Annotated in this window: 19 protein-coding genes; 10 read left to right on the forward strand and 9 right to left on the reverse strand. The window is 70.4% G+C overall.

Features of this window, described 5'->3' with window-relative positions:
* Positions 1-48: 48 nt before the first annotated feature.
* The gene (locus tag H0523_RS12275) at positions 49-747 is read right to left on the reverse strand and encodes a Crp/Fnr family transcriptional regulator (protein WP_054431873.1); all 699 of its coding nucleotides are present in this window, start codon (positions 745-747) and stop codon (positions 49-51) included.
* 99 nt (positions 748-846) lie between these two features.
* Between H0523_RS12275 and H0523_RS12280 the strand changes: the two genes are divergently transcribed.
* From H0523_RS12280 to H0523_RS12315, 8 genes are all read left to right on the forward strand, one after another.
* A complete protein-coding gene (locus tag H0523_RS12280) occupies positions 847-1,917 on the forward strand; it encodes an ABC transporter substrate-binding protein (RefSeq protein ID WP_082385472.1) in 1,071 nt (356 codons plus the stop codon).
* On the forward strand, positions 1,901-2,977 hold the full coding sequence (locus H0523_RS12285) for a FecCD family ABC transporter permease (protein WP_231689782.1): 1,077 nt from the start codon (positions 1,901-1,903) through the stop codon (positions 2,975-2,977). The genes H0523_RS12280 and H0523_RS12285 overlap by 17 nt, the downstream gene beginning before the upstream one ends.
* A complete protein-coding gene (locus tag H0523_RS12290; RefSeq protein WP_054431872.1) occupies positions 2,970-3,707 on the forward strand; it encodes an ABC transporter ATP-binding protein in 738 nt (245 codons plus the stop codon). Before H0523_RS12285 ends, H0523_RS12290 begins: the two co-directional genes overlap by 8 nt.
* A gap of 3 nt (positions 3,708-3,710) precedes the next feature.
* Positions 3,711-4,316 carry a hypothetical protein gene (locus H0523_RS12295; protein ID WP_054431871.1) on the forward strand — a complete coding sequence of 202 codons (606 nt, stop codon included), beginning with the start codon at positions 3,711-3,713 and terminating at the stop codon, positions 4,314-4,316.
* Complete coding sequence (locus H0523_RS12300) at positions 4,313-4,951, forward strand: hypothetical protein (protein WP_054431870.1); 639 nt, start codon at positions 4,313-4,315, stop codon at positions 4,949-4,951. The genes H0523_RS12295 and H0523_RS12300 overlap by 4 nt, the downstream gene beginning before the upstream one ends.
* Positions 4,952-4,995: 44 nt before the next feature.
* On the forward strand, positions 4,996-7,158 hold the full coding sequence (locus H0523_RS12305; protein WP_054431869.1) for a TonB-dependent receptor: 2,163 nt from the start codon (positions 4,996-4,998) through the stop codon (positions 7,156-7,158).
* A 59-nt stretch (positions 7,159-7,217) separates the two neighbouring features.
* Positions 7,218-7,769: a hypothetical protein gene (locus tag H0523_RS12310; RefSeq protein WP_054431868.1), complete on the forward strand. Its 552-nt coding sequence runs from the start codon at positions 7,218-7,220 to the stop codon at positions 7,767-7,769.
* Between the two features lie 107 nt (positions 7,770-7,876).
* Positions 7,877-8,032: a hypothetical protein gene (locus H0523_RS12315; protein ID WP_156350986.1), complete on the forward strand. Its 156-nt coding sequence runs from the start codon at positions 7,877-7,879 to the stop codon at positions 8,030-8,032.
* Positions 8,033-8,084: 52 nt separating this feature from the next.
* On the opposite strand, the gene H0523_RS12320 is transcribed toward H0523_RS12315, so the two are convergent.
* The 4 genes from H0523_RS12320 to H0523_RS12335 form a co-directional block, all read right to left on the reverse strand.
* Positions 8,085-10,247, reverse strand: a complete 2,163-nt coding sequence (locus H0523_RS12320) for a TonB-dependent siderophore receptor (RefSeq protein WP_371741537.1) — start codon at positions 10,245-10,247, stop codon at positions 8,085-8,087.
* Positions 10,248-10,683: 436 nt separating this feature from the next.
* On the reverse strand, positions 10,684-11,667 hold the full coding sequence (locus H0523_RS12325; protein ID WP_054431867.1) for a FecR family protein: 984 nt from the start codon (positions 11,665-11,667) through the stop codon (positions 10,684-10,686).
* A complete protein-coding gene (locus tag H0523_RS12330) occupies positions 11,664-12,167 on the reverse strand; it encodes a sigma-70 family RNA polymerase sigma factor (protein WP_054431866.1) in 504 nt (167 codons plus the stop codon). The genes H0523_RS12325 and H0523_RS12330 overlap by 4 nt, the downstream gene beginning before the upstream one ends.
* Positions 12,168-12,272: 105 nt before the next feature.
* Positions 12,273-13,604 carry an MFS transporter gene (locus H0523_RS12335; protein ID WP_054431865.1) on the reverse strand — a complete coding sequence of 444 codons (1,332 nt, stop codon included), beginning with the start codon at positions 13,602-13,604 and terminating at the stop codon, positions 12,273-12,275.
* 120 nt (positions 13,605-13,724) lie between these two features.
* Here H0523_RS12335 and pdxR point away from each other — a divergent pair, with 120 nt between their 5' ends.
* Positions 13,725-15,227: a MocR-like pyridoxine biosynthesis transcription factor PdxR gene (gene pdxR, locus H0523_RS12340; protein WP_054431864.1), complete on the forward strand. Its 1,503-nt coding sequence runs from the start codon at positions 13,725-13,727 to the stop codon at positions 15,225-15,227.
* A 51-nt stretch (positions 15,228-15,278) separates the two neighbouring features.
* On the opposite strand, the gene H0523_RS12345 is transcribed toward pdxR, so the two are convergent.
* The 4 genes from H0523_RS12345 to H0523_RS12360 all read right to left on the reverse strand — a co-directional run bounded on the left by H0523_RS12345 (position 15,279) and on the right by H0523_RS12360 (position 19,692).
* Positions 15,279-16,607 (reverse strand): aspartate aminotransferase family protein, encoded by a 1,329-nt coding sequence (locus tag H0523_RS12345; RefSeq protein WP_054431863.1) that lies wholly within the window; start codon positions 16,605-16,607, stop codon positions 15,279-15,281.
* On the reverse strand, positions 16,604-17,683 hold the full coding sequence (locus tag H0523_RS12350; protein WP_054431862.1) for a phosphotransferase: 1,080 nt from the start codon (positions 17,681-17,683) through the stop codon (positions 16,604-16,606). The genes H0523_RS12345 and H0523_RS12350 overlap by 4 nt, the downstream gene beginning before the upstream one ends.
* A complete protein-coding gene (locus H0523_RS12355; RefSeq protein WP_035359184.1) occupies positions 17,680-18,978 on the reverse strand; it encodes an ArgE/DapE family deacylase in 1,299 nt (432 codons plus the stop codon). Before H0523_RS12355 ends, H0523_RS12350 begins: the two co-directional genes overlap by 4 nt.
* 123 nt (positions 18,979-19,101) lie before the next feature.
* Complete coding sequence (locus H0523_RS12360; protein WP_231689783.1) at positions 19,102-19,692, reverse strand: DUF4304 domain-containing protein; 591 nt, start codon at positions 19,690-19,692, stop codon at positions 19,102-19,104.
* Positions 19,693-19,927: 235 nt separating this feature from the next.
* Here H0523_RS12360 and ku point away from each other — a divergent pair, with 235 nt between their 5' ends.
* Complete coding sequence (gene ku / locus H0523_RS12365; RefSeq protein WP_054431860.1) at positions 19,928-20,944, forward strand: non-homologous end joining protein Ku; 1,017 nt, start codon at positions 19,928-19,930, stop codon at positions 20,942-20,944.

Below are 20,944 nucleotides of genomic sequence, written 5' to 3' on the forward strand. Positions count from 1 at the left end.
CGGGCGGTCACGCATGAACGCCGCGCGTCCGTCGGGACGCGCGGCGTTTCAGCATCCGGACGCCAGTTGTTCGAGCGGCGCGAGCCGCAGCACGTAGAGCGTGCCGCGGCGGCTGGCGATGATGCCTTCGCGGCGCCACTTGGAGAAGATGCGGCTGAGGGTCTCGGCCCGCATGCCGAGCTTGACGGCGATCTGCGAGTGGCTGAGCGGCAGCGCCAGTGGCTGGTCGGCCTGTGGCTTGCCGGCGCGCAGCACGTATTCGGCCAGCCGTTCCTCGGCCGAGCTGGAGGTGAGCCAGTCGATCTGGTCGGTGTGGTGGCGCACCAGGTTGGCGGCGTGCGTCATGACGCGGCAGGCGAAGCGGGCGTCGTCCAGGCACAGCTGCCGGAAGGCGTCGGCCTGCAGCAGGCAGCCGTTGCCGTCGGTGCGGGCGCGCACGCTGTGCAGGTGGCGCGGCGAGGTCTCGAACAGCGTCAGCGCCGACAGCCAGCCGCCCGGCCCGACGTGGCCGAAGACCTTGTCGCCGCCGTCGGCGGTGTAGCGCAGGCCCTGCACCGACCCTTCGCAGACCAGCAGGCACGAGGTCGCGGCCTGGCCTTCCGAGAACAGCGTGTCGCCGGCCTCGAACCGCAGCCAGCGGCTGCGTTCCGCCAGCGTGGCCAGCGCCGCGTCGCCGACGCCGTCGAACCAGGGATGGCGGCGCAGGGCGGCCGTCAGGAGGGACTTTGACGAATTGACAATAGTCATTTGAGGGAGCGGCCCCGCCGCTTAGAATTAAATAAGATTGATTCTTATTTGTAATGGTACCACCGCGCCATCCGGCGCCGTCCGTTCCCCTCATTTCCCATGGCTATCCGATTCCTGCGCAGTGCCGCGTTCGCGGCGCTGGTCCTGTTGCCGCCCGCCGTCCTGCCGGCCCCCACCGCCTTCACCGACATGCTGGGCAACCCGGTGCCGCTGGCGGCGCCCGCGCGCCGCGTGGTCACGCTGCCGATGCCCGCGGGTTCGCTGCTGATTTCGCTGGACGGCGGCGCGCAGCATCTGGCCGGCATGCACCCCAACGCCCATGAACTGATGAAGGACGGCCTGCTGGCGCGCATGTTCCCGGCCCTCGCCGCCGTCCGGACGGACATCACGCGTTCGGGCTTCGCGCCCAACGTCGAGACGCTGCTGCAGATCCAGCCGGACCTGGTGTGGCAGTGGGGGCACATGGGCGACGACCTGATCGCGCCGCTGCGCAACGCCGGCCTGCCGGTGGCGGCGCTGCTGTATGGCGACGAGGCGCGCAGCCGCGAATGGATCCGGTTGATGGGCCGGTCGCTGGGGCAGGAGGCGCGCGCCGCGGCGCAGCTGGCGTGGCGCGACCAGGTGCGGGCGGACATCGCCAAGGTGACCGACGGCCTGCGGCCCGACCAGCGTCCGGGCGTGCTGTACCTGGCGCGCTACGCGCCGCAGCTGCGCGCCTCGGGCGCGGGCACCAGCTTCGACGATGACATCCGCCTGGCCGGCGGCCGCAATGTGGCGGCGGCGATCGGCAGCGGGCAGACGATCAACATCGAACAGCTCATGGCGTGGGCGCCGGACGTGATCCTGCTGAACAACTTCGAGCCCGGGCTGACGCCGGCCATGCTGTATCAAGACCCCCTGTTCGCCGACATTCCGGCGGTGCGCAACCATCGCGTCTACAAGATCCCGGCCGGCGGCTACCTGTGGGATCCGCCCAGCCAGGAGTCGCCGCTGTACTGGCAGTGGCTGAGCCAGCTGCTGCACCCGGACCGCTTCGACTGGCCGCTGCGCGAGCACATCGCGCAGGCCTACACGCAGCTGTATGGCCACACGCCCGATGCGGCGGATATCGACACCGTGCTGCACGCGCGGCAGAACCTGGGAGCCGCCGGCTATGACCGCCTGCGCTGAATCCGTGCCGCTCGAGGCGGGCGTGGCGCGCCGCCGCCTGGCCTGGCCGTGGCTGTTGATGGCGCTGGCGTTGCCGGCGTCGATGCTGGCGGCGCTGTGCGTGGGCCGCTACCCGCTGCCGCTGGCGCATGTGTCCAGCGTGCTGGCGGGGCTGGCGCTGCCCGACGGCCTGGCCGACTGGCTGCCGGCCGTCAGCGGCGCCGAACAGCGCGTGGTGCTGCAGGTGCGGCTGCCGCGGGTGCTGCTGTCGGTGCTGGCCGGTTCCAGCCTGGCGCTGTGCGGCGCGGCGCTGCAGGGTGCGTTCCGCAATCCGCTGGTGGGGCCGCAGATCCTTGGCATCTCGTCCGGCGCGGCGTTCGGCGGCTGCGCCGCGATCCTGCTGTTCTCGTCGCTGTGGGCGACGCTGGGGCTGGCCTTCGCCGGCGGCCTGCTGGCGGTGGCCATCGTCTATCTGCTGGGCCGCACGCAGGGCCGCACCACCATCCTGATGCTGGTGCTGGCGGGCGTGGTCACCAGCGCTTTCTTCTCCGCGCTGATCTCGCTGGCCACGTACTTCGCGGACCCCAACGACAGCCTGCCGGCGATCGTGTTCTGGCTGATGGGCAGCTTCGCCACGGCCTCGTACGTCAAGCTGGCCGCGGCCGCGCTGCCGATCGCGGCGGGCATGGGCCTGCTGTATGCGCTGCGGTTCCGCATCAACGTGCTGTCGCTGGGCGATGAGCAGGCCAGCGCCATGGGCATCGCGGTCGAGCCGCTGCGCTGGCTGCTGCTGGGCTGCGCCACGCTGGTGGTGTCGGCCAGCGTGGCGGTGTCCGGCACGGTGGGCTGGGTCGGGCTGGTGGTGCCGCACATCGCGCGCATGCTGGTCGGCCCGGATCACCGCGCGCTGCTGCCGGCCAGCGCGCTCATCGGCGGCACCTACATGGTGTGGGTCGATACGGTGGCGCGCAGCGCCACCAGCGCCGAGATTCCGCTGGGCGTGATCACCGCGCTGATCGGCGCGCCGCTGTTCGCCTGGCTGCTGCGCCGCACGCAGGGCGGGGGAGCGCACCATGCTTGAGCTCGATCGCCTGGCGGTGCAGGCGGGCGGCCGCCGCCTGTTGTCGGACCTGTCGCTGCGCGTGCGCGGCGGCGAGATCCTGGCGGTGCTGGGACCGAACGGCCGCGGCAAGACCTCGCTGCTCAAGACCCTGCTGGGCCTGCGGGCGCCGGCCGCCGGCGCGGTGCGCCTGCAAGGCCACGCCGCCTACGTGCCGCAGCGCACCGACGCGCTGTTCGCCTACGACGTGCTGGCGATGGTGACGATGGGCCGCGCCCGCCATCTGCGCTGGTATGCGTCGCCCGGCCCGCGCGACCGCGAGATCGCCCGCGACTGCCTGCGGGCGGTGGGGCTGGAGTCGTTGGCCGGGCGGCCGTTCCAGGCCTTGAGCGGCGGCCAGCAGCAACTGGTGTGCATCGCGCGGGCCATGGCCAGCGCCAGTTCCATCATCGTGCTCGACGAACCGGGCGCGGCGCTGGACCTGCGCAACCAGGACATCATCCTGTCGCTCTTGCGCCGACTGGCGCGCGAGCAGGGCCTGGCGGTGGTGTTCTCGACCCACCAGCCGCAGCACGCGCAGCACATCGCCGGCCAGACGCTGCTGATGCATGACGACGCCTGCGAAGTCGGCCCCACTGACCGCATGTGCACCGACGAACGCCTGAGCCGCCTGTACCGCATGCCGGTGCGGGTGGCGTCGCTGAGCGGCGAGGCCGGCGAGGTACGCGGCGTGATTCCTCTTTTCCGTTGATCCATGATGACTTCCATCGTCTACCTGAACCACTGGAGCGGCAATGGCCCCGCCGCGCTCACCGGCGGCGAGCGGCCGCGCGCCGTGGCCGAACCGCTGTATGGCTTGGAGCGGCTCGACCTGGCGCGCGTGCGTGCCTTGCTGGTGCCCGCCAACGTCGACCAGCGCTATCTGCTCGGGCAGCGCGACCGGCTTGAAGCCTGGCTGCTGGCCGGCGGCGCCATGGTGTTCAACGGCCACGTCGCCTATCCGTTCCTGCGCTGGCTGCGGCCGTTCGCGCCGGGGGCGGCGCGCGGCCTGGACGGCCTGCGGGTGCATCGCGCCGCCGCGCATCCGGTGTTCGAGGGCGTCGATCCCGAACACCTGACCTTCCGGCGCGGCGTGGCGGGCTTCTACGCGCGGGGCGGCAACCCGCCGCCCGACGGCGCGCGGGTGCTGAACACCCTGGGCCCGGACGCCCTGCCGGTGGACTGGGTGCTGGCGCTGCCCGGCGGCGGCCGCCTGCTGACGCACAGCGGCAACGACCTGTGGATGTACGCGGGCAGCGCCGACAGCGCCGGGCGCATCGTGCCGCAGCTGTTCGACTGGCTGTGGGGAGACGCCGCATGACCGCCGCCATGGCCTCGCGCACCCCCGTGATCGCGGCGCTGGACGCCGGCACGTATTACCACCACCGCACCTTCCACACGCCGGAACTGACGCCGTATCTCGACCGCTTCATTTACCTGCCCGAGCTGGACGACGCCGCGCTGGCGGACTGCGACGCCCTGATCGTGTCGTGCCGGACCCACCCGGACCTGCTCGTGCCGCACCGCGCGCGCTTCGCCCGTTTCCTGGCCTCGGGCAGGACGCTGGTGGCGATGGGCGAGACCGGCTCGCACCGCTGGCTGGATGGCGTGCATTGGACCGATTGCGAAGTGAATTTCTGGTGGTGGAAGACCCCGGGCGCCGATTCGGGCCTGCGCCTGGCGCAACCCGCGCACCCGCTGTTTTCACACCTGACGCTGGCCGACGCCACCTGGCATCAGCACGGCACCTTCACGCCGCCGCCGGGCGCGGTCTCGCTGATCGACAAGGCCGGCGCGGGCTCGGTGCTGTACGAGGACCGCCACAGCACGGCGGGGCGGCTGATCGTGACCTCGCTGGATCCGATGTACCACCACGGCAGCTATTTCATGCCCGCCGCGTCCCGTTTCCTGCGGGGCTTCCTGCCCTGGCTGAAAGCTTCCACTCCCGCCGCCTGAGGCGGCGCGGTCCGACCCCTTGGTCTTTTCTATCGCGTCCACGTATGTCACGTCCTTCCTCTCTCTCGCCCCTCGTCCGCGCCAGCCTGCTGACCGCCGCGGCCATTGGCGCGCCGGCGGCCGCCGCCGACGCGCCGCAACTTCCCGCCATCCAGGTCAGCGCCGAGCGTCCGGCCGATGACGGACGCCTGCGGCCCCTGGGCGCCACGCCCGCGCCCGCCACCATCGACCACGCGGTGACGCAGCCGGTCACGGTGATCGAGCGCCAGGACATCGAGCGCCTCAACACCGACAGCACCCTCGACCTGCTGGGCCGCGTGCCCAACGCCACCGTCAGCCGCAGCGGCGGCATCGCCGGCACCATCTTCCTGCGCGGGCTGAACACCAACGACATGCGGGTGCCGATGTTCATCGACGGCGACCGCTTCCGCGGCCGCAACACGCTGCAGTTCATGCTGATCAGCCCGACCGAGATCGAACAGGTCGAGGTGGTGCGCGGCCCGGATTCGTCGCGCTTCGGCAGCGACGGGCTGGGCGGCCTGATCAACTTCGTCACCAAGCGCGGCCATGGCAACCTGGAGCAGCCGTTCAGCCTGAACGGCGGCGAAGCCTCGGTCACGTACCGCAGCAACGGCCACGGCGTGCAGAGCAACGTGGCGGTGGAAGGCGCGGGCGATGGCTTCGACCTGCGCGTCTACGCCACCGGCCGCCGCGCCAGCAACTACGACAGCGCCACGGGCGACGTGCCCAACAGCGACTTCCGCGGCGCGGGCGGCGGCATCGTGCTGGGCTACATGCCCGATGCCCGCCAGCGCATCGAGGCCAGCGCGCGCGTGGCCTACGTCAAGGACGGCGCCGCCGGCACCGTGCCGCCGTATCCCGCCGCCAGCAGCCGGCGCGACCCCAACCGCGTCAAGCAGGCCCGGCTGGCCTATACCGGCGAATTCGACGGCGCCATCAGCGCGCTCAAGGCCAGCGTCTACGTCAACGAGTTCGATACCTGGATGTCGGCGCGTAACCAGACCAACCCGGCGCGCCTGGTCGAGACCCGCAGCCATGTGATCGGCCCGGTGGTCTATGGCGGCAGCGTGGCCGCGACGGTGCCGTGGGCGCAGACCACCACCACCTTCGGCCTGGACTTCATGCACGAGCGCCGGCCCGGCTCGGAAAGCCGCAGCGACATCACGGTCTACCGGCCCAACGGCACCTCGACCACCACCAGCACGCCCTACGCCAAGACCGGCCCCAACCAGTACCAGACCAACGTCGGCGCCTTCCTGACGACGGAGTGGAAGCCCGCGCCCAAGTGGACCGTGACCGCCGGCGGCCGCTTCGACTGGTTCCGTTCCGACGTGGGCCTGGATGCGCTGCCGTCGCCCAACCTGCTGCCGGCCTTCCGCGCCGCGCAGGACAGCAAGCAGACCGCCACCACCGGCAGCCTGGGCCTGTCGTATCGCGCCACCGACGTGGTCGAACTGCTGGGCAGCGTCGGCACCTCGTTCCGCATGCCGTGGACGTCCGAGATGTTCAGCGCCGGCTACACCGGCACCAGCTACACCATTCCCAACCCCGAGCTGAAGCCCGAGCGCGGCACCACCGTCGAGGGCGGCACGCGCCTGCACTTCGATAGCGCCACGGTCGGCCTGACCGCTTTCCGCAGCGACTACCGCGACTTCCTGGAGAACGCCACCACGACCTACCTGGGCCTGCCCGCGACCCAGCGCCGCAACGTCGGCAAGGTGCGCATCCAGGGGGTGGAGACCGATTGGCGCTGGCAGCTGACGCGCACCGTCAACCTGTACGGCAACGCCAGCTATCTGCACGCCACCAACCGCAACACCGACCGGCCGCTGGCCTCCATCGCACCGCTCAGCGGCATCGTGGGCCTGCAGTATGTGGGCGCCAACGAGGCCTACGCGCTGAGCGGCGAGGTGCAGTGGGCCAAGGGCCAGAGCCGCTATGACGCCCGCACCGAATACCCGGCGGCCGGCTACGGCGTGGTCAACCTGTACGCGCAATTGCAGCTGGACCGCCTGGGCCTGCCGCAACTGGGCAATACCCAGGTGGTGCTGGGCGTGAACAACCTGTTCGACCGCGCCTACCGCACGGCCGCGACCTCGTCCAACGTGGCCTACGCCATGACCGACCTGAACCCGCTGCTGGAGCCGGGCCGCAGCTTCAGCCTGACGCTGCGCACGCGCTTCTGATAGCCCCCCGCTGGCCGGCCGCCTGGCGCGGCCGGCTTTTTTTTCTTATGGAGACCTTCATGACCATTCCGACCATTCCCGCCGGCAGCGAGCTGCGCGTGCAGGGCGAGCAGGGCCCCCTGCGGATTCCGTTCGACGCGGTCATGGCCTATCACGGCCACGGCGCGCTCGCCATGCTGGCGCTGATCTTCCAGGGGCTGCGCGGCGCGCTGGCCCGGCTGGAAGAGGGCGGGGCGCCGGTGCCGCGCGGCGAACTGAGCGTGGTCAGCGGCCATCCCGGGCCGGGCGTGCGCGATGCCATCGAGTTCGCCACCCGCGCCGTCACCCGCGGCTGTTACCGGATCGACCTGTCGCTGCCCGAGGCGCGCTACAGCCAGGCCGCGGACAAGTCGTACAGCTTCTGGCTGGCGCGCGGCGAGCGGCGGGTGCAGGCGGTGCTGCGCGAAGGCGTGCTGCCGCCTGAGTTCTTCGCCCTGCTGGGCAACCCGGCGCCCGAGGCGCAGCGCGAACATGCGCGGCTGCGGGCGCGGATCGCGGAAACGGTGCTGGGGCAGGCGCCGGAGGCGTTGTTCGTGTTCAACCAGCTCGACCAGGCCGTTACGGCTCCTTGACGCGGATCCGGTCATTTATTTATTCAGGGAACTGAAAGGATTGGGCCCGGTCCATAGCCAACGGATTGGCCGCCGGCCAGTCCGCCCAACAGATCAAGGAACCCCTCATGTTCGGGATCGGAATCGCCCTGGCCATTCTTGGCGCCGTGTGCCTGCACGCGGCGATCGGCACGCATCGCGCCGGTTGCGAGCGCCGCGACAGCTACGCCCTGGCGGGGCTGGGCATCGTCGCGGGAAGCGGCGGCGCGTTGTTGCTGGTGTAGCCGTCTGATCGGCTGGCGGGCGTCCCGGTTGCGGGACGCCCGCCTTTTTTTGCTACCAGTAGTACTTCACCGACGCCACCACCGTGCGACCGTTGCCGAACATGCACACGCCGTACGACTGGCAGCCGCTGACGTAGCGCTTGTCGAACAGGTTGGTGGCGTTCAGGCCGAAGCGCCAGTTCGGCATCTCGTAGTGCAGGCCGGCGTCGTAGACGGTGTAGCTGGGGATCTTCAGCGAGTTGTCGGACGCGCCCGCGGCCGAGCTCTGGTAGCGCACGCCCGCGCCGGCGCCGAAGCCTTCCAGCGGCCCGGTGCGCCAGGTCCAGTCGGCCCACAGCGACGCCATCTGGCGCGGACGCGGGATGTCCACCGGCCACTTGCCCTGGGTCTCGTCGTTGGCCTTGGTGATCTTGACGTTCTGGAACACGTAGGCGCCGACGATGGACAGTTCCGGCGTGATCTTGCCGACCGCGCTCAGCTCGATGCCCTGCGAGCGTACCGCGCCGGTCTGCACGTAGCTGCTGTTGGTGGGGTCGTTCGGGTTGTTGGTGACGACGTCGGTCTGCTTGATCTGGTAGACCGCGGCGTTCAGCGTCAGGTTCTTGCCGTCGGGCTGCCAGCGCAGGCCGGCCTCGATCTGTTTGCCCTGGGTCGGCTTGGCCCAGCTGCCGTCGGCCAGGCGCGTGTTCGAGACCGGGTTGAACGAGGTCGAATAGCTGACGTAGGGCGACAGGCCATAGTCGCCCAGGTAGGTCAGGCCGACGCGGCCGGTGAAGGCCTGGTCCAGCTGCGAGGTGCGGGTGTCGGCCTCGCGGTCGTTCTGGCGGGTGCGGGCCCAGTCCTTGCGGCCGCCCAGCGTCAGCACCCAGCGGTCCCATTTGACCTGGTCCTGCGCGTACAGGCCGACCGTGTTCATGACGGTGTAGGTGTCGGTGCGCGGGTAGGCGTTGGGGCCGTAGAACAGCGATTTGTTGATCGGCGTGTAGACCGGGTTGTACAGGTTCAGCGACGGCGCCTGCGCCAGCCATTCGCTGTCGGTGGTCGACTGGCGGCTGTATTCCAGGCCGGTCAGCAGCGTGTGTTCGAGCGCGCCGGTGCGGAATTTGGCCTCGGCCTGGTTGTCGACGTCGAAGCGGCTGTAGTTGAACTGGAAGATGCCGGCGTAGCGCGTGATCGAGGCCATGGTCGGATCGCTGTCATCCAGGCCGCCGCCGTAGACCGAGCGGTTGTTCAGCTGCAGGTGCATCAGGCGGGTGTTCTGGCGCAGGGTCCAGACCGAATCCAGCTTGTGTTCCAGCGCGTAACCGAGCGACCACTGCTTCTTGTGGTAGTAGTTGAAGTCCGGCTCGCCGGTGTAGAGATCGCGCGAGATGCGGCCGTTGGGGTTGGGCAGCACCGTGCCCTGGGCGGGCAGGAAGTTGCTGGTGACATCGCCCCAGTCTTCCAGGAAGGTGGCCGACAGCGTCAGGCTGGTGGCGGCGCTGGGCTGCCAGCGCAGCGACGGCGCCAGGACCACGCGCTGGTCCTTGTTGGGGCCGGTCTGGGCGTTGCCGTCGCGGCCCACGCCCAGGATGCGGTACGACAGCGTGCCGTCCTCGTTGAGGCTGTCGCCGAGGTCGAAACTGAGCTGCTTGCGGGCGTAGTTGCCGACCTGGGTCTCGATCTCGCGGATGCGCTCGCCGTTGGCCAGCTTGCTCTGCACGTCGACGATGGCGCCGGGATCGCCCTGGCCGTACAGCACCGAGGTCGGGCCGCGCAGCACGGTGATGCTGTCGATCAGGTAGGGATCGACGCGCCAACTGGCCAGGTTGAGCGTGTTGGGCACCTGCAGGCCGTCGACGTAGGCCGTGGGGGTGAAGCCGCGCAGGGCCGAGTACCAGTCGGAGCGGTTGTCCGAGCCATAGCTGGAGAAGCCGGGCACGTAGTGCAGCGCCTGGTTGATGTCGGTGGCGCCGGTCATCTCGACCTGCTGCGCGGTGACCACGTTGATGGTCTGCGGGATCTCGTTGAGCGCCGTGTCGGTCTTGGTGCCGGTGCGGCTGCGGCGCGCAACCAGGCCTTCGACGGCCTCGCCGCGCGCGTCGCCGTAGACCGACACGCTGGGCAGGGTGGCGGTGTCGCCGGCCGGCTGCTGCACCACCGCGGTGTTGCCGTTGATGCGCGCCACCAGGCCGGTGCCCGCCAGCAGCCGGTCCAGCGCCTGCTGCGGTGTCAGCGTGCCGCTGATGGCCGGCGCGCGGCGGTCCTGCACGGCTTCGGGCAGGTAGTAGACCTGCAGCCGGGTCTGGCGGCCCAGTTGCAGCAGCGCTTGCGCCAGCGATTGGGCCGGGATGTCGATCTTGACGGCGGCGGCCTGCGCGTGGACGGCGGACGGCGCGGCGCCCAGGGCGACGGCGAGGGCAAGGGTCAGGGTGCCGAGGGCGGCATGCAGCGGCGTGGCGCGGGGGCGCGGGAGGCGGGTGGGCCTGGCGGAAATCTGGGTCACGATGGCGCTCGATCGGGGCGGCGGTTTCCGCGAGGGAACCGGCCGGCGGGTTCATGCGGGGCGACAGCCTCCGCTTACCTGCTAAGAGCGGATCGGACACCGAACCCCGTAATGATTCTCAAATCAAAATAGAAACAAGATGTATCTTCGCCGGCGCGGCGCCGGGTCAACGGGCGACGAGGTCGCTGCCGCCGTCGGCGCGCGGCGCCACGCGCACCGGGATCAGGGCGGGCAGGGCGGTCAGGAAGCCGCGCGTGTCGTCGATGTCGAACACGCCGGCGATGCGGATGCCGCGCAGCGCGGCGGCGACCCGGATGGGCTGTTCGCGGTAGCGGTTGATCTCGTCCACCACCTGCGCCAGCGGCACGTTGTCGAAGACCGCCTTGCCCTGTTTCCAGGCGGTGAGCGCGGCCACGTTCACGCTTTCGACCTGCAGCGGGTCGCCCTGGCGCGCCAGGCTGACGCCCTGGCCGGCGGCCAGCAGCACCCGTTCGCGCTGCCACCAGGCGCCGGTGGCGACCTCGACCGAGCCGGATTCGACCGCCACCGCCAGCCGCTGGCGGTCATAGCGCACGTTGAAGCGCGTGCCGGTGACGCGCACGCGGCCCAGCTCGGTCTCGACGATGAAGGGCCGGGCCTTGTCCGGCGAGACCTCGAACAGGATTTCGCCGGCCTGCAGCGCCACATGGCGCTCGTCGCGGGTGTAGCGCACCTCGGCCTGGGTGGCGGTGTTGAGCGTCAGGACCGAGTCGTCCTGCAGCGCCACCCGGCGGCGTTCGCCGCGGCCGGTGGCGTAGCGCTGCTGGAACAGCGTTTCGGCCGGCCACCACAGCGGCCAGGCCAGGCCCGCGCCGGCGGCGGCGCAGGCGGTGGCGGCCAGGCCCCAGGCCAGCCGGCGGCGTTCGGGCGATACGGCGCGGGCCGGCGGCCGCCGCGCCAGCAGCGGGCGCAGGTCGTGGTCGGGCACGGCCTGGGTCAGGCCCCAGACCTGCAGCATCTCCTGGTAGGCGCGCTCGTGGGCGGCATCGGCCTGGCGCCACGCGTCGAACTGGCGCCGTTCGGCGGCCGTCATCAGGCCGCCGTGGTCGCGCGCGAACCAGTACGCCGCCGCGTCCAGCGGATCCCTGGGAGGCTTGGCGAGCTCAGTCATGGCGAATAGGCATGCAGGCGGGTGTGCAGGTGCCGCATGGTGCGGGTGAGGTATTTTTCGACGCTGCTGACCGACAGCCCCAGCTGCGCGGCGATTTCCGGCACGGTCCAGCCTTCCAGCCGGTGCCAGGCGAAGACCACGGCGCAGGGTTCGGGCAGTTCGTCCAGCGCCTGGCGCAGCGCGCGCGACAGTTGCGCGGTGCGGGCGCCGGCCTCGGGGCCGTCCTGCGCGGGGTGCTCGTCGTCGTCCAGGTCCTGCAGCGGGATGGCGGCCGTGCGCAGCTGCCTATGGTACTGGTTCGCCAGCCCGTGGTAGACGCTGCGGTGCAGATAGGCGCGCGGGTTGTGGATCGCCGAGACGTCGCCTTCGAGCATGTTGGCGATGGCGTCGTGGGCGGTGTCCTCGACATCGCCGCTGGCGTGTCCCTTGCGCTTCCATGTGCCCAGCAGCTCGCGATAGTAGGCGAGCCAACCGTGTTCGGCGGGGCGGGTCCGGCGCATGCGGGGGCAACGTGGAAGGGACGAAACCGCCGATTATTGCAAATAAGAATAATTCTTGTAAAGCCGGCCGGGGCGTGCGGGCTGCCGCCCCGGCCGGCGCCGCCGCTACAGCGCGCGGCTATGCTGACCGGCGCCCAGCGCGCCGCCGCGCTGGCGGGCGGCCTCGCGCTCCGGCGTGGGCAGGTAGATGGCGCACAGCAGGTTGGCGCCGGCGATGAGGGCGAACATCAGCGCCATCGGCTGCCAGGTCAGGCCGAAGGTGTGCGCCACCCACAGCCCCACCAGCGGCGTGGTGCCGCCGAAGATCGCGCCACACAGCTGGAAGCTGAGCGAGATGCCGGTGTAGCGCATCTCCACCGGGAAGGCCAGCGGCAGGTAGGGCGCCAGCACCGCGTAGTAGGCGCCGATCAGGAAGATGGCGGTGAGGATGCCGATGGCGATGTTCTGGATGTCGCCGGTCAGGATCAGCATCATCATCGGCACGGCCCACAACGTCGACAGCGCGGTGACCCAGATCAGGAAGCGGCGCTCGCCGACCCGGGTGGCGATGTACGAGGCGATCGGGAAGCTGATCAGCTCGACCACGCCGGCCCAGGTCACCACGTCCAGGATCTGGCTGCGCGTGATCTTCAGGTAGGTGGTGGTGTAGGTGATCATCAGGGTGGTGACGAAGTAGAACCCCGAGATGCCCAGCAGGCACAGGCCGATGCCCAGCAGCAGCGCGCGCTTGCGTTCGCGCAGCACCAGGCGGATGGGGGCGGTGCTTTCCTTTTTCTTTTCCTTCAGGCGCGCTTCCAGTTCGGGGCTCTCGTTGACGCCGCGGCGGATGACGAAGGCCACCAGCACCAGCACGCCGCTGATGATGAAGGGCAGGCGCCAGCCCCATGACAGGAAGTCCTCTTTGGGCAGGTCCGACACCAGGCGGAACACGCCGGTGGCCAGGATCAGGCCGATGGGGCTGCCGTACTGCGGCGCCGAGGCCAGGAAGGTGCGCCACTTGGGCGGCGCGTGTTCGGCCGCGATCAGCACCGCGCCGCCCCATTCGCCGCCCACCGCGATGCCCTGCACCAGCCGCAGCGCGACCAGCAGCACCACGGCGGCCAGGCCGATGGAGTGATAGGAAGGCAGCAGCCCGATCAGCGTGGTGGCCACGCCCATCAGCAGCAGCGTGATGACCAGGCTCTGCTTGCGGCCGACGCGGTCGCCCAGGTGGCCGAACAGCACCGCGCCCACCGGTCGCGCGAAAAAGCCGATGGCGAAGGTGCCGAGCGAGGCCAGCGTGCCCATGAAGGGATCGTTGGTGGCGAAGAACACGTCGCCGAACACCAGGGCTGCCGCCGTGGCGTAGCAGTAGAAGTCGTACCACTCGATCATGGTGCCGAAGAAAGCGGCGGCCGCCGCCCTGACCGGCTGTCTGCGGCCATTCTGGTCTTGCATGGAATTCCCCTTGTTTGTCGCGGCTTTCCACGTTGGCGCCGCATTCGATACGGCGTTGACGATAGCAACTACTGGCTATATCTTGTATAGCCACAATCCAATCAGAGATAGGTCCACTTCATGAAGGAAGTCCTGCTCGCCGACCTGCTGTCCGGCGCGCTCTCGCGCGAGTCGCCCGACCCGCTGCAAAAGCAGATCTACGACATCGTGCGGCGCGGCGTGCTGGACCACACGCTGGTGGCGGGACAGCGCCTGCCGTCGTCGCGCGTGCTGGCCTCGGAGCTGGGCATTTCACGCATCACGGTGACGCTGGCTTACGAGCGGCTGATCGCCGAGAACTACCTCAGCGCGCGCGGCGGCAGCGGCACGTTCGTCGAGAAGACCGTGGACCGGCCGCTGCTGCCGCCGGCCTCGCCGGAGCACGTGCAGCGCCATGTGCCGGGCCTGTCCACGCGCGGCGAGGGCATCGCCGGCGGCGCGGCCGGGCTGGGCCAGCACACCGGCGCGTTCGTGCCCGGCGTGGCCGACGCCAGCCTGTTTCCGTTCCACCTGTGGCGCCGGCTGGTGTCGCGCCACCTGGGCAAGTCGAATCTGGCGCTGTCGGGCTACGCCAAGGACGGCGCGGGTTTCCTGCCGCTGCGCGAGGCCATCGCCAGCTACCTGCGGCTGGCGCGCGCGGTGGTGTGCGAGCCCGGGCAGGTCATCGTCACGGCGGGCACACACCAGTCGGTCGACCTGTGCGCGCGCATGCTGACCGAGTGGGGCGACGCCGCGCTGGTGGAAAGCCCCTGCCACTGGGCCTTTCCGCCGGTGCTGGCGGCGGCCGGCGTGCGCGCGCATGCCGCCGTGGTCGATGACCAGGGCCTGGACCTGACGGCCAGCAAGCTGCCGCGCCGGGCGCGGCTATTGATCACCAGCCCGTCGCACCAATACCCGACCGGCGTGGTGATGCCGCTGGCGCGGCGCCTGGAGCTGCTGCAGGCGGCGCGGGCGCACGGCCTGTGGGTGCTCGAGGACGACTACGACAGCGAGTTCCGCTACGACGGCGCGCCGATCCCGTCGCTGCAGGGCCTGGACGCCGACGGCCGGGTGATCTACATGGGCACCTTCAGCAAGACCATGTTCGCGGGCCTGCGCATGAGCTACATGGTGGTGCCGCCGCAGGTGGCCGAATCGTTCTCGCGCGCCTGCGCCAGCATCTATCGGCCGGGGCAGCTGCACCTGCAGGCGGCGCTGGCGGATTTCATGGCGGACGGCCATTTCTCGCACAACATCAAGCGCATGCGCACCGAGTACGCGGAGCGCCAGATCGTGCTGCGCGATGCAATCGCGGCGCGCGTCGGCGATGCGGTGCAGCTGTCGCAGGCGCGGGCGGGCCTGCATGTGTATGCGCGGCTCGATCGCAAGGTGTCGGTGCCGCGCCTGGCCGAGGCCGCCCGCGACGAGGGCATCGTGCTGGGGCAGCCGCATTACCTGCCCGACGCCGCCCGCGCCGCGCAGCCGGCGGTGGTGCTGGGCTATGGCGGTGTGCCGTGCGAGCGCATCGACGACGGGGTAGTGCGCTTTGCGCGGGCGCTGGGGCGGGTCGCCGAGGCCCGGCCGGCGCGCCGCGCCAGGGGCTGAAGCGACGGGGCGGCGCTTGGCGCGACGCACACCGCCGCACCCGCCTGTCGCCTACAGTTCCGCCAGCGTCTGGTCCGCCGCCGCCAGCAGCAGGTCGGCGTGTTCCCGCGCGAACGGCAGCTGCGGCCGTAGCTTGAGCACGTTGCCGTGCAGGCCGGTGGCGCTGAGCAGCACGCGGCGCTGGCGCATCAGGTTGACGAAGCGGTGCGTCTCTTCCTTGGCGGGCGTCTTGGCGGCGCGGTCCCGCACCAGTTCGACGCCGATGAAGAGACCGTCGCCGCGCACGTCGCCGATCAGCGCGTGGCGCTCGGCCAGCGCGCGGAAACCGTCGCGCAGGTATTGGCCGGTGCGGGCGGCGTTGGCCTGCAGGCCTTCGTCCTCGATCACCGAGAGCGTGGCCTGGGCCGCGGCGCAGGCCACCGGATTGCCGCCGAAGGTATTGAAGTAGCGCGCCTCGCGGCCGAAGCGTTCCAGGATGTCGGGGCGCGAGACCATCGCGGCGATGGGGTGGCCGTTGCCCATCGGCTTGCCCATGGTGACGATGTCCGGCACGAGATCGTGGCGCTGGAAGCCCCACATGCACGAGCCGGCGCGGGCGAAGCCGGCCTGCACTTCGTCGGCGATGAACAGGCCGCCGGCGTCGCGGATGGCCTGCACCGCCGGCGCCAGGAAGCCGGCCGGGTCGCTGTAGACGCCGTCGCTGGACAGGATCGTGTCCACCAGCAGCGCGGCAGGCTTGATGCCGTGGCGCCGCATGTCGTCGATGGCGGCCTGCACCTGCTGGCCGAACCATTGCCCGAGGGTGGCCGGGTCGTGGCGGTAGCTGTCGGGCGCGGCCACGGCGCGGGTGTCCACGCCCAGCGGCACGGCCTGGCCGAGCGACGGCGACACGGCGGCCACCGCGGCGGTGACGCCGTGGTACGCCAGCTGCGTGACGATGACGCCGGTGCCGCCAGTGTGGCTGCGCGCCACGCGCAGCGCGAGGTCGTTGGCCTCGCTGCCGGTGCAGGTGAAGATGACCTGCGACAGCGGCTGCGGGAACGTCGCCAGCAGGCGCTCGGCGTAGTCCAGCACGCCGTCGTGCAGGTAGCGGGTGTGGGTGTTCAGCACCGCCGCCTGCTCGGCGATGGCGCGCACCACGCGCGGATGGCTGTGGCCCACCGAGGCCACGTTGTTGTAGGCGTCCAGGTAGCGTTCGCCGTCGGCGCCGGTCAGCCACACGCCTTCGCCGCGCACGATGTGCAGCGGCTGGTCGTAGAACAGGCGGTAGGCCGGCCCCAGCACGCGCTGGCGGCGGGCGATCAGGTCGCGTTCGGCCTGCGGCAGCGCGTCGGCCGCGGCGGGGTCGAAGGCGTTGAGCATGGCTTGGTCTCGGCTCATACAAGAGTCTCCATGGGGGTCTGGCTAGCGGCCAGCAGGATGTCGCTGGCCTGCTGCCGGGGCAGGGCGTCCAGGCGCGCCAGGCCGGTCCAGGCCAGGCCGTTGTTGCGCAGGATGTACTGGCGGTTTTCGGGGTGCTGCTGCGCGCGCCAGCCGGTGATGGCCACCGTGATCAAGAGGCGCGTGGCGATCAGGTCGGGCAGCAGCGCGATTTCGGTCTCGGTCAATGGCAGCGTCTGGTGGTAGCTGGCCAGGCACTGGCGCAGGCCCGCCGACAGCGGGTCGGGCGCGTCGTCGAGCAGATAGGCGGCGGCCACGGCCAGGTCCTGCGCCAGCGGCGCGCGCACCATGTCGCCGAAGTCGAGCAGCGCCGCGATCTGTTCGGGATCGTCGCGCGCGACCATCACGTTGTAGGGGTTGAGATCGTTGTGGATGACCTGGCGCCGCAACCCGCCCAGGCGCGGCCGCAGGTCATTGGCGAAGCGCTCGAGCTGGCGCTCGGCCAGCCGGCGGCGGTCCGCCTCGGGAATCTTCGGCAGCAGGTCGGCGATGCGGTCGGCGTGCTGCAGGTCCCACAGCAATTCGTGGTCGGCCATGGCGTGGTCGAAGCCGGCCAGGGCCAGGTCGAACTGCGCCAGGGCCCGGCCCAGCGCGCGGTACTGCGCCGGACTGCGCGCCACCTGGTGCAGCGGCACGCCATGCACGAAGGTCATCAGCCGCAGCGCGCGGCGCGCGCCGTCACCGGCGTCGTGCCAATGCACGTACTCGCCCTGCAGGCCGGCGATCAGGCGCGGCACCGGCGGCTCGCCGTCGGCCCGCATCAGGCGCAGCTGCGCCTGGGTGTGGAAGTCGGTGACCGCCGGGTCCTCGGCGGGGTGGGTGGCCTTGAGCACGTAGGCGCCGCCGGCGGCGTCGCGCAGCAGGAAGTTCTGGTCGCGTTCGCTCGACAGCAGCGTGGCCTGTGCCGCCAGGCCGTAATGGCGCAGCGCCAGGGTCTCGGCCTCGGGCAGGGACAGCTTGGGCGGCTCGGCCGCGAACAGCGCCTGGCCGGCGCTGGGGAGGTTGCCGCCGCTCATGCCTGACGCTCTTCCAGGCCGCACCACTCGGCGATGAACAGGGCGATGGTCTGGGTGACCTTGCGCACCGATTCCAGGTTGACCGCCTCGTCGTAACCGTGCGGCATGCGGCATTCCGGGCCGTAGACGATGGCCGGGGTGTCGGCGTACAGGCCGTAGAAGCGGGCGTCGGTGGCGGCCGACGTGGCGTATTCGCGCAGGGGTTCGCCGAACACCTGTTCGTGCGCGGCGCGCAGCGCGGCCTCGGCCTCGTCGGCGTTCTGCAGTTCGTAGCCCTCGGCCATGAAGCCGTGGTAGATCACTTTGGGCGGATGCTTGGCCAGGAACGGATCGCGCGCCGCGGCCTGGGCCACGAAGGCCTCGATCTCGGCGCGCGCGGCTTCCAGGCTCTGGCCCGGATAGACCGCCACGCGCATGTCGAAGGTGCACCAGGCCGGCACGCTGGACGGCCAGTCGCCGCCGGCGATCTTGCCGAGGTTGAAGCGGATGGGGTGAGGGTGGTCGCAGAAGTGGCGGTGGTCGCACTTGTTGGCGTTCCAGCGCGTCTCCAGCTCGTCCAGCGCCTGGATCAGGAAGATCGCCTTCTGGATGGCATTGGCGCCCGCGCCGGTGAAGGCGGCCGAGGCGTGCTGGGGGTCGCCTTCGACCTGCACCTGGAACCACATCGGCCCGACCTGGGCGCGCATCAGCATGGGCAGCAGCGGCTCCGGAATGAAGGCGGCGTCGGCGCGATAGCCGCGCGCCAGGCAGGCCAGGGCGCCGTTGCCGGTGCATTCCTCTTCCACCACCGATTGCAGGAACACGTCGCCGGCCGGCGCCAGGCCGATCGCGGCCAGCGCGTCCATGGCCGACAGGCAGGCGACCAGGCCGGATTTCATGTCGCCGGCGCCGCGGCCGTGCATCCAGCCGTCGACGATGGCGGGGTCGTACGGGTCGCGGCTCCATTGCGCCAGCGGGCCGACCGGCACCACGTCGATGTGGCCGTTCAGGATCAGCGAGCGGCCTTTCAGGCTGCGGGCGCGGTGCGCGCCGACCACGTTGTAGGCGTTGTCATAGGACACGGCCACCGGCGAAAAGCCCGGCAGGTGGCGGATGGCCTCGACGTCGATGCGCCAGCGATCCACGGCGTAGCCGCGTTCGGCGTAGCGCGCCGCCATGAAATCCTGCGCGGTGGCTTCTTCGCCGCGCTGCGACGGCAGGCGCACCAGTTGCGCGGTCAATTCGGTCTGGGCCGCGAAGCCCGCGTCCACGGCTTGGAGGATGCGCTGGCGCAGCGCCGGGGTCAGTTCTGGCATGGATGTGCTCGAGGTTGACAGGGAACCCGGCCATGCTAGGGAAAATTGGATTGGTGAAAAATAGCCAATCCGGGTTATTTGATATAGCCACTTTGCGGTCCGCCGCGCGGGAGGCGGAAAACCCTAGCCCGCCAGCAGCGCCTGCAGCTTTTCCTTCAGCGAGGTGGCCCGTTCCGGCGCCCGCGCCAGCCCCGAGCGGACGAAGGACTGGGCGCGTTCCGTATCGCCCAGGTGCAGCGCGATGCGCGCCAGGTTGAGCGTCCTGGCGGGATGGATCTCGTCGGGATCGGTCTGCCGCAACAGCCGCTCGCAGCTGGCGGGGTAGGCGTCGTGGTCGGCGAAGAAGGCATGGCCCTGGCGCGCCCATTCGCTGACGATGAACGCGACATTCTCCTCGGCGCTGGCCGCGTCGGGGCCATAGGCCCAGCCGAAGGCGGCGCCCGGCGGCGGCTCGATGCGCTCGCGGAACACGCAATGCGATTCCTCGATCTCGGCCGGCGGCACGAAGGCGCCGCCCTCGCAGGGCAGGAAGTCGTAATGCGCGCCCAGGTTCAGGTAGCAGGCCTTGCCGCCGCTGGCGCCCTGCACGTTGAAGACGTGCGCGATGGGGCCGCGGATGCGCCGCAGGGTCTGGCCCGAGCCCTCGAAGCCTTCGGCCTTGAGCACGGGGTACAGATGCTTCGTCAGGAGCTTGAGAAACGCGGTCCGGGTCATGGCGGCCATTGCGGGACGGGGTATCGGGGCCACCATTGAACCGTGGGCGGGCGCCGCGTGTGCGGCAAATCGTGACTTGTGAAACCGAAGGTGGCGCGCCCGGGCATGCGGATTGCTGCGCGCCCGGGGCGGCCGGCGGATTGGCGCGGACGCCCGTCGGCGCGACAATAGGTCCGAGGCGGCAAACCCATACAGCGAACGGGGCGGCGGTCGGGCCCCGAAGGAGAGCGGCATCATGGCGACGCGAACCATCTGGAAAGGGGCGATTTCGTTCGGGCTGGTGCACATCCCGGTGGGCCTGCACACGGCCACGACCGAGTCGGGCGTGGACTTCGACTGGCTCGACAAGCGCTCGATGGATCCGGTCGGGTACAAGCGCATCAACAAGCGCACCGGCAAGGAAATCGACAAGGACAACATCGTCAAGGGCGTGGAATACGAGGACGGCCAGTACGTCATCATCTCCCCCGACGAGATCAGCGGCGCCTATCCGCGCACCACGCAGACCATCGAGATCCAGCAGTTCGTCGACGCCGGCGAGGTGCCGTTCGTGTACCTGGAGCGGCCGTACTACCTGGCGCCGATCGACAAGGGGCAGAAGGTCTACGCGCTGTTGCGCGACACGCTGGCCAAGAGCGGCAAGATCGGCATCGCCAAGGTGGTGATCCAGACCAAGCAGCACCTGGCCGCGCTGATCCCGGCGGGCGACGCGCTGGTGCTGAACCTGATGCGCTGGGGCGACGAGGTCAAGGCCGCCGACGACCTGGACCTGCCCAAGTCCGGCGCCAAGGCCACGTCGCCCAGCGCCAGCGAACTGAAGATGGCGCGCATGCTGGTGGACGACATGTCCGGCCATTGGGACCCGGAACAATACAAGGATGAATTCAAGGCCGCCGTCATGGACCTGGTGGCGCGCAAGGTCAAGGCGGGCAAGACCGAGACGGTGATCGAGCCGCGGGAGGAATCGCCCGCCTATGCCGATAACGTCATCGACCTGACCGAATTGCTGCAGCGCAGCCTGAAGGGGCGCGCGCCGGGCAAGGCGTCGAACGGCGGCGGGTCTCGGACGGCGGCCAGGAAGACCGCGAGGAAGGCGGCAACCAAGGCCGCAACCAAAGCGACCCACAAGGCGACCACGAAGGCGACCACGAAGGCAACCACTAAGGCAACCACTAAGGCAACCACTAAGGCAACCACGAAGGCCGCGAACGGCAAGGCCGGCACGTCGGCCAAAACCCGCAAGGCGGCCTGA

The organism is Achromobacter insuavis (assembly GCF_902859645.1).
GTDB classification, from domain to species: domain Bacteria; phylum Pseudomonadota; class Gammaproteobacteria; order Burkholderiales; family Burkholderiaceae_B; genus Achromobacter; species Achromobacter insuavis.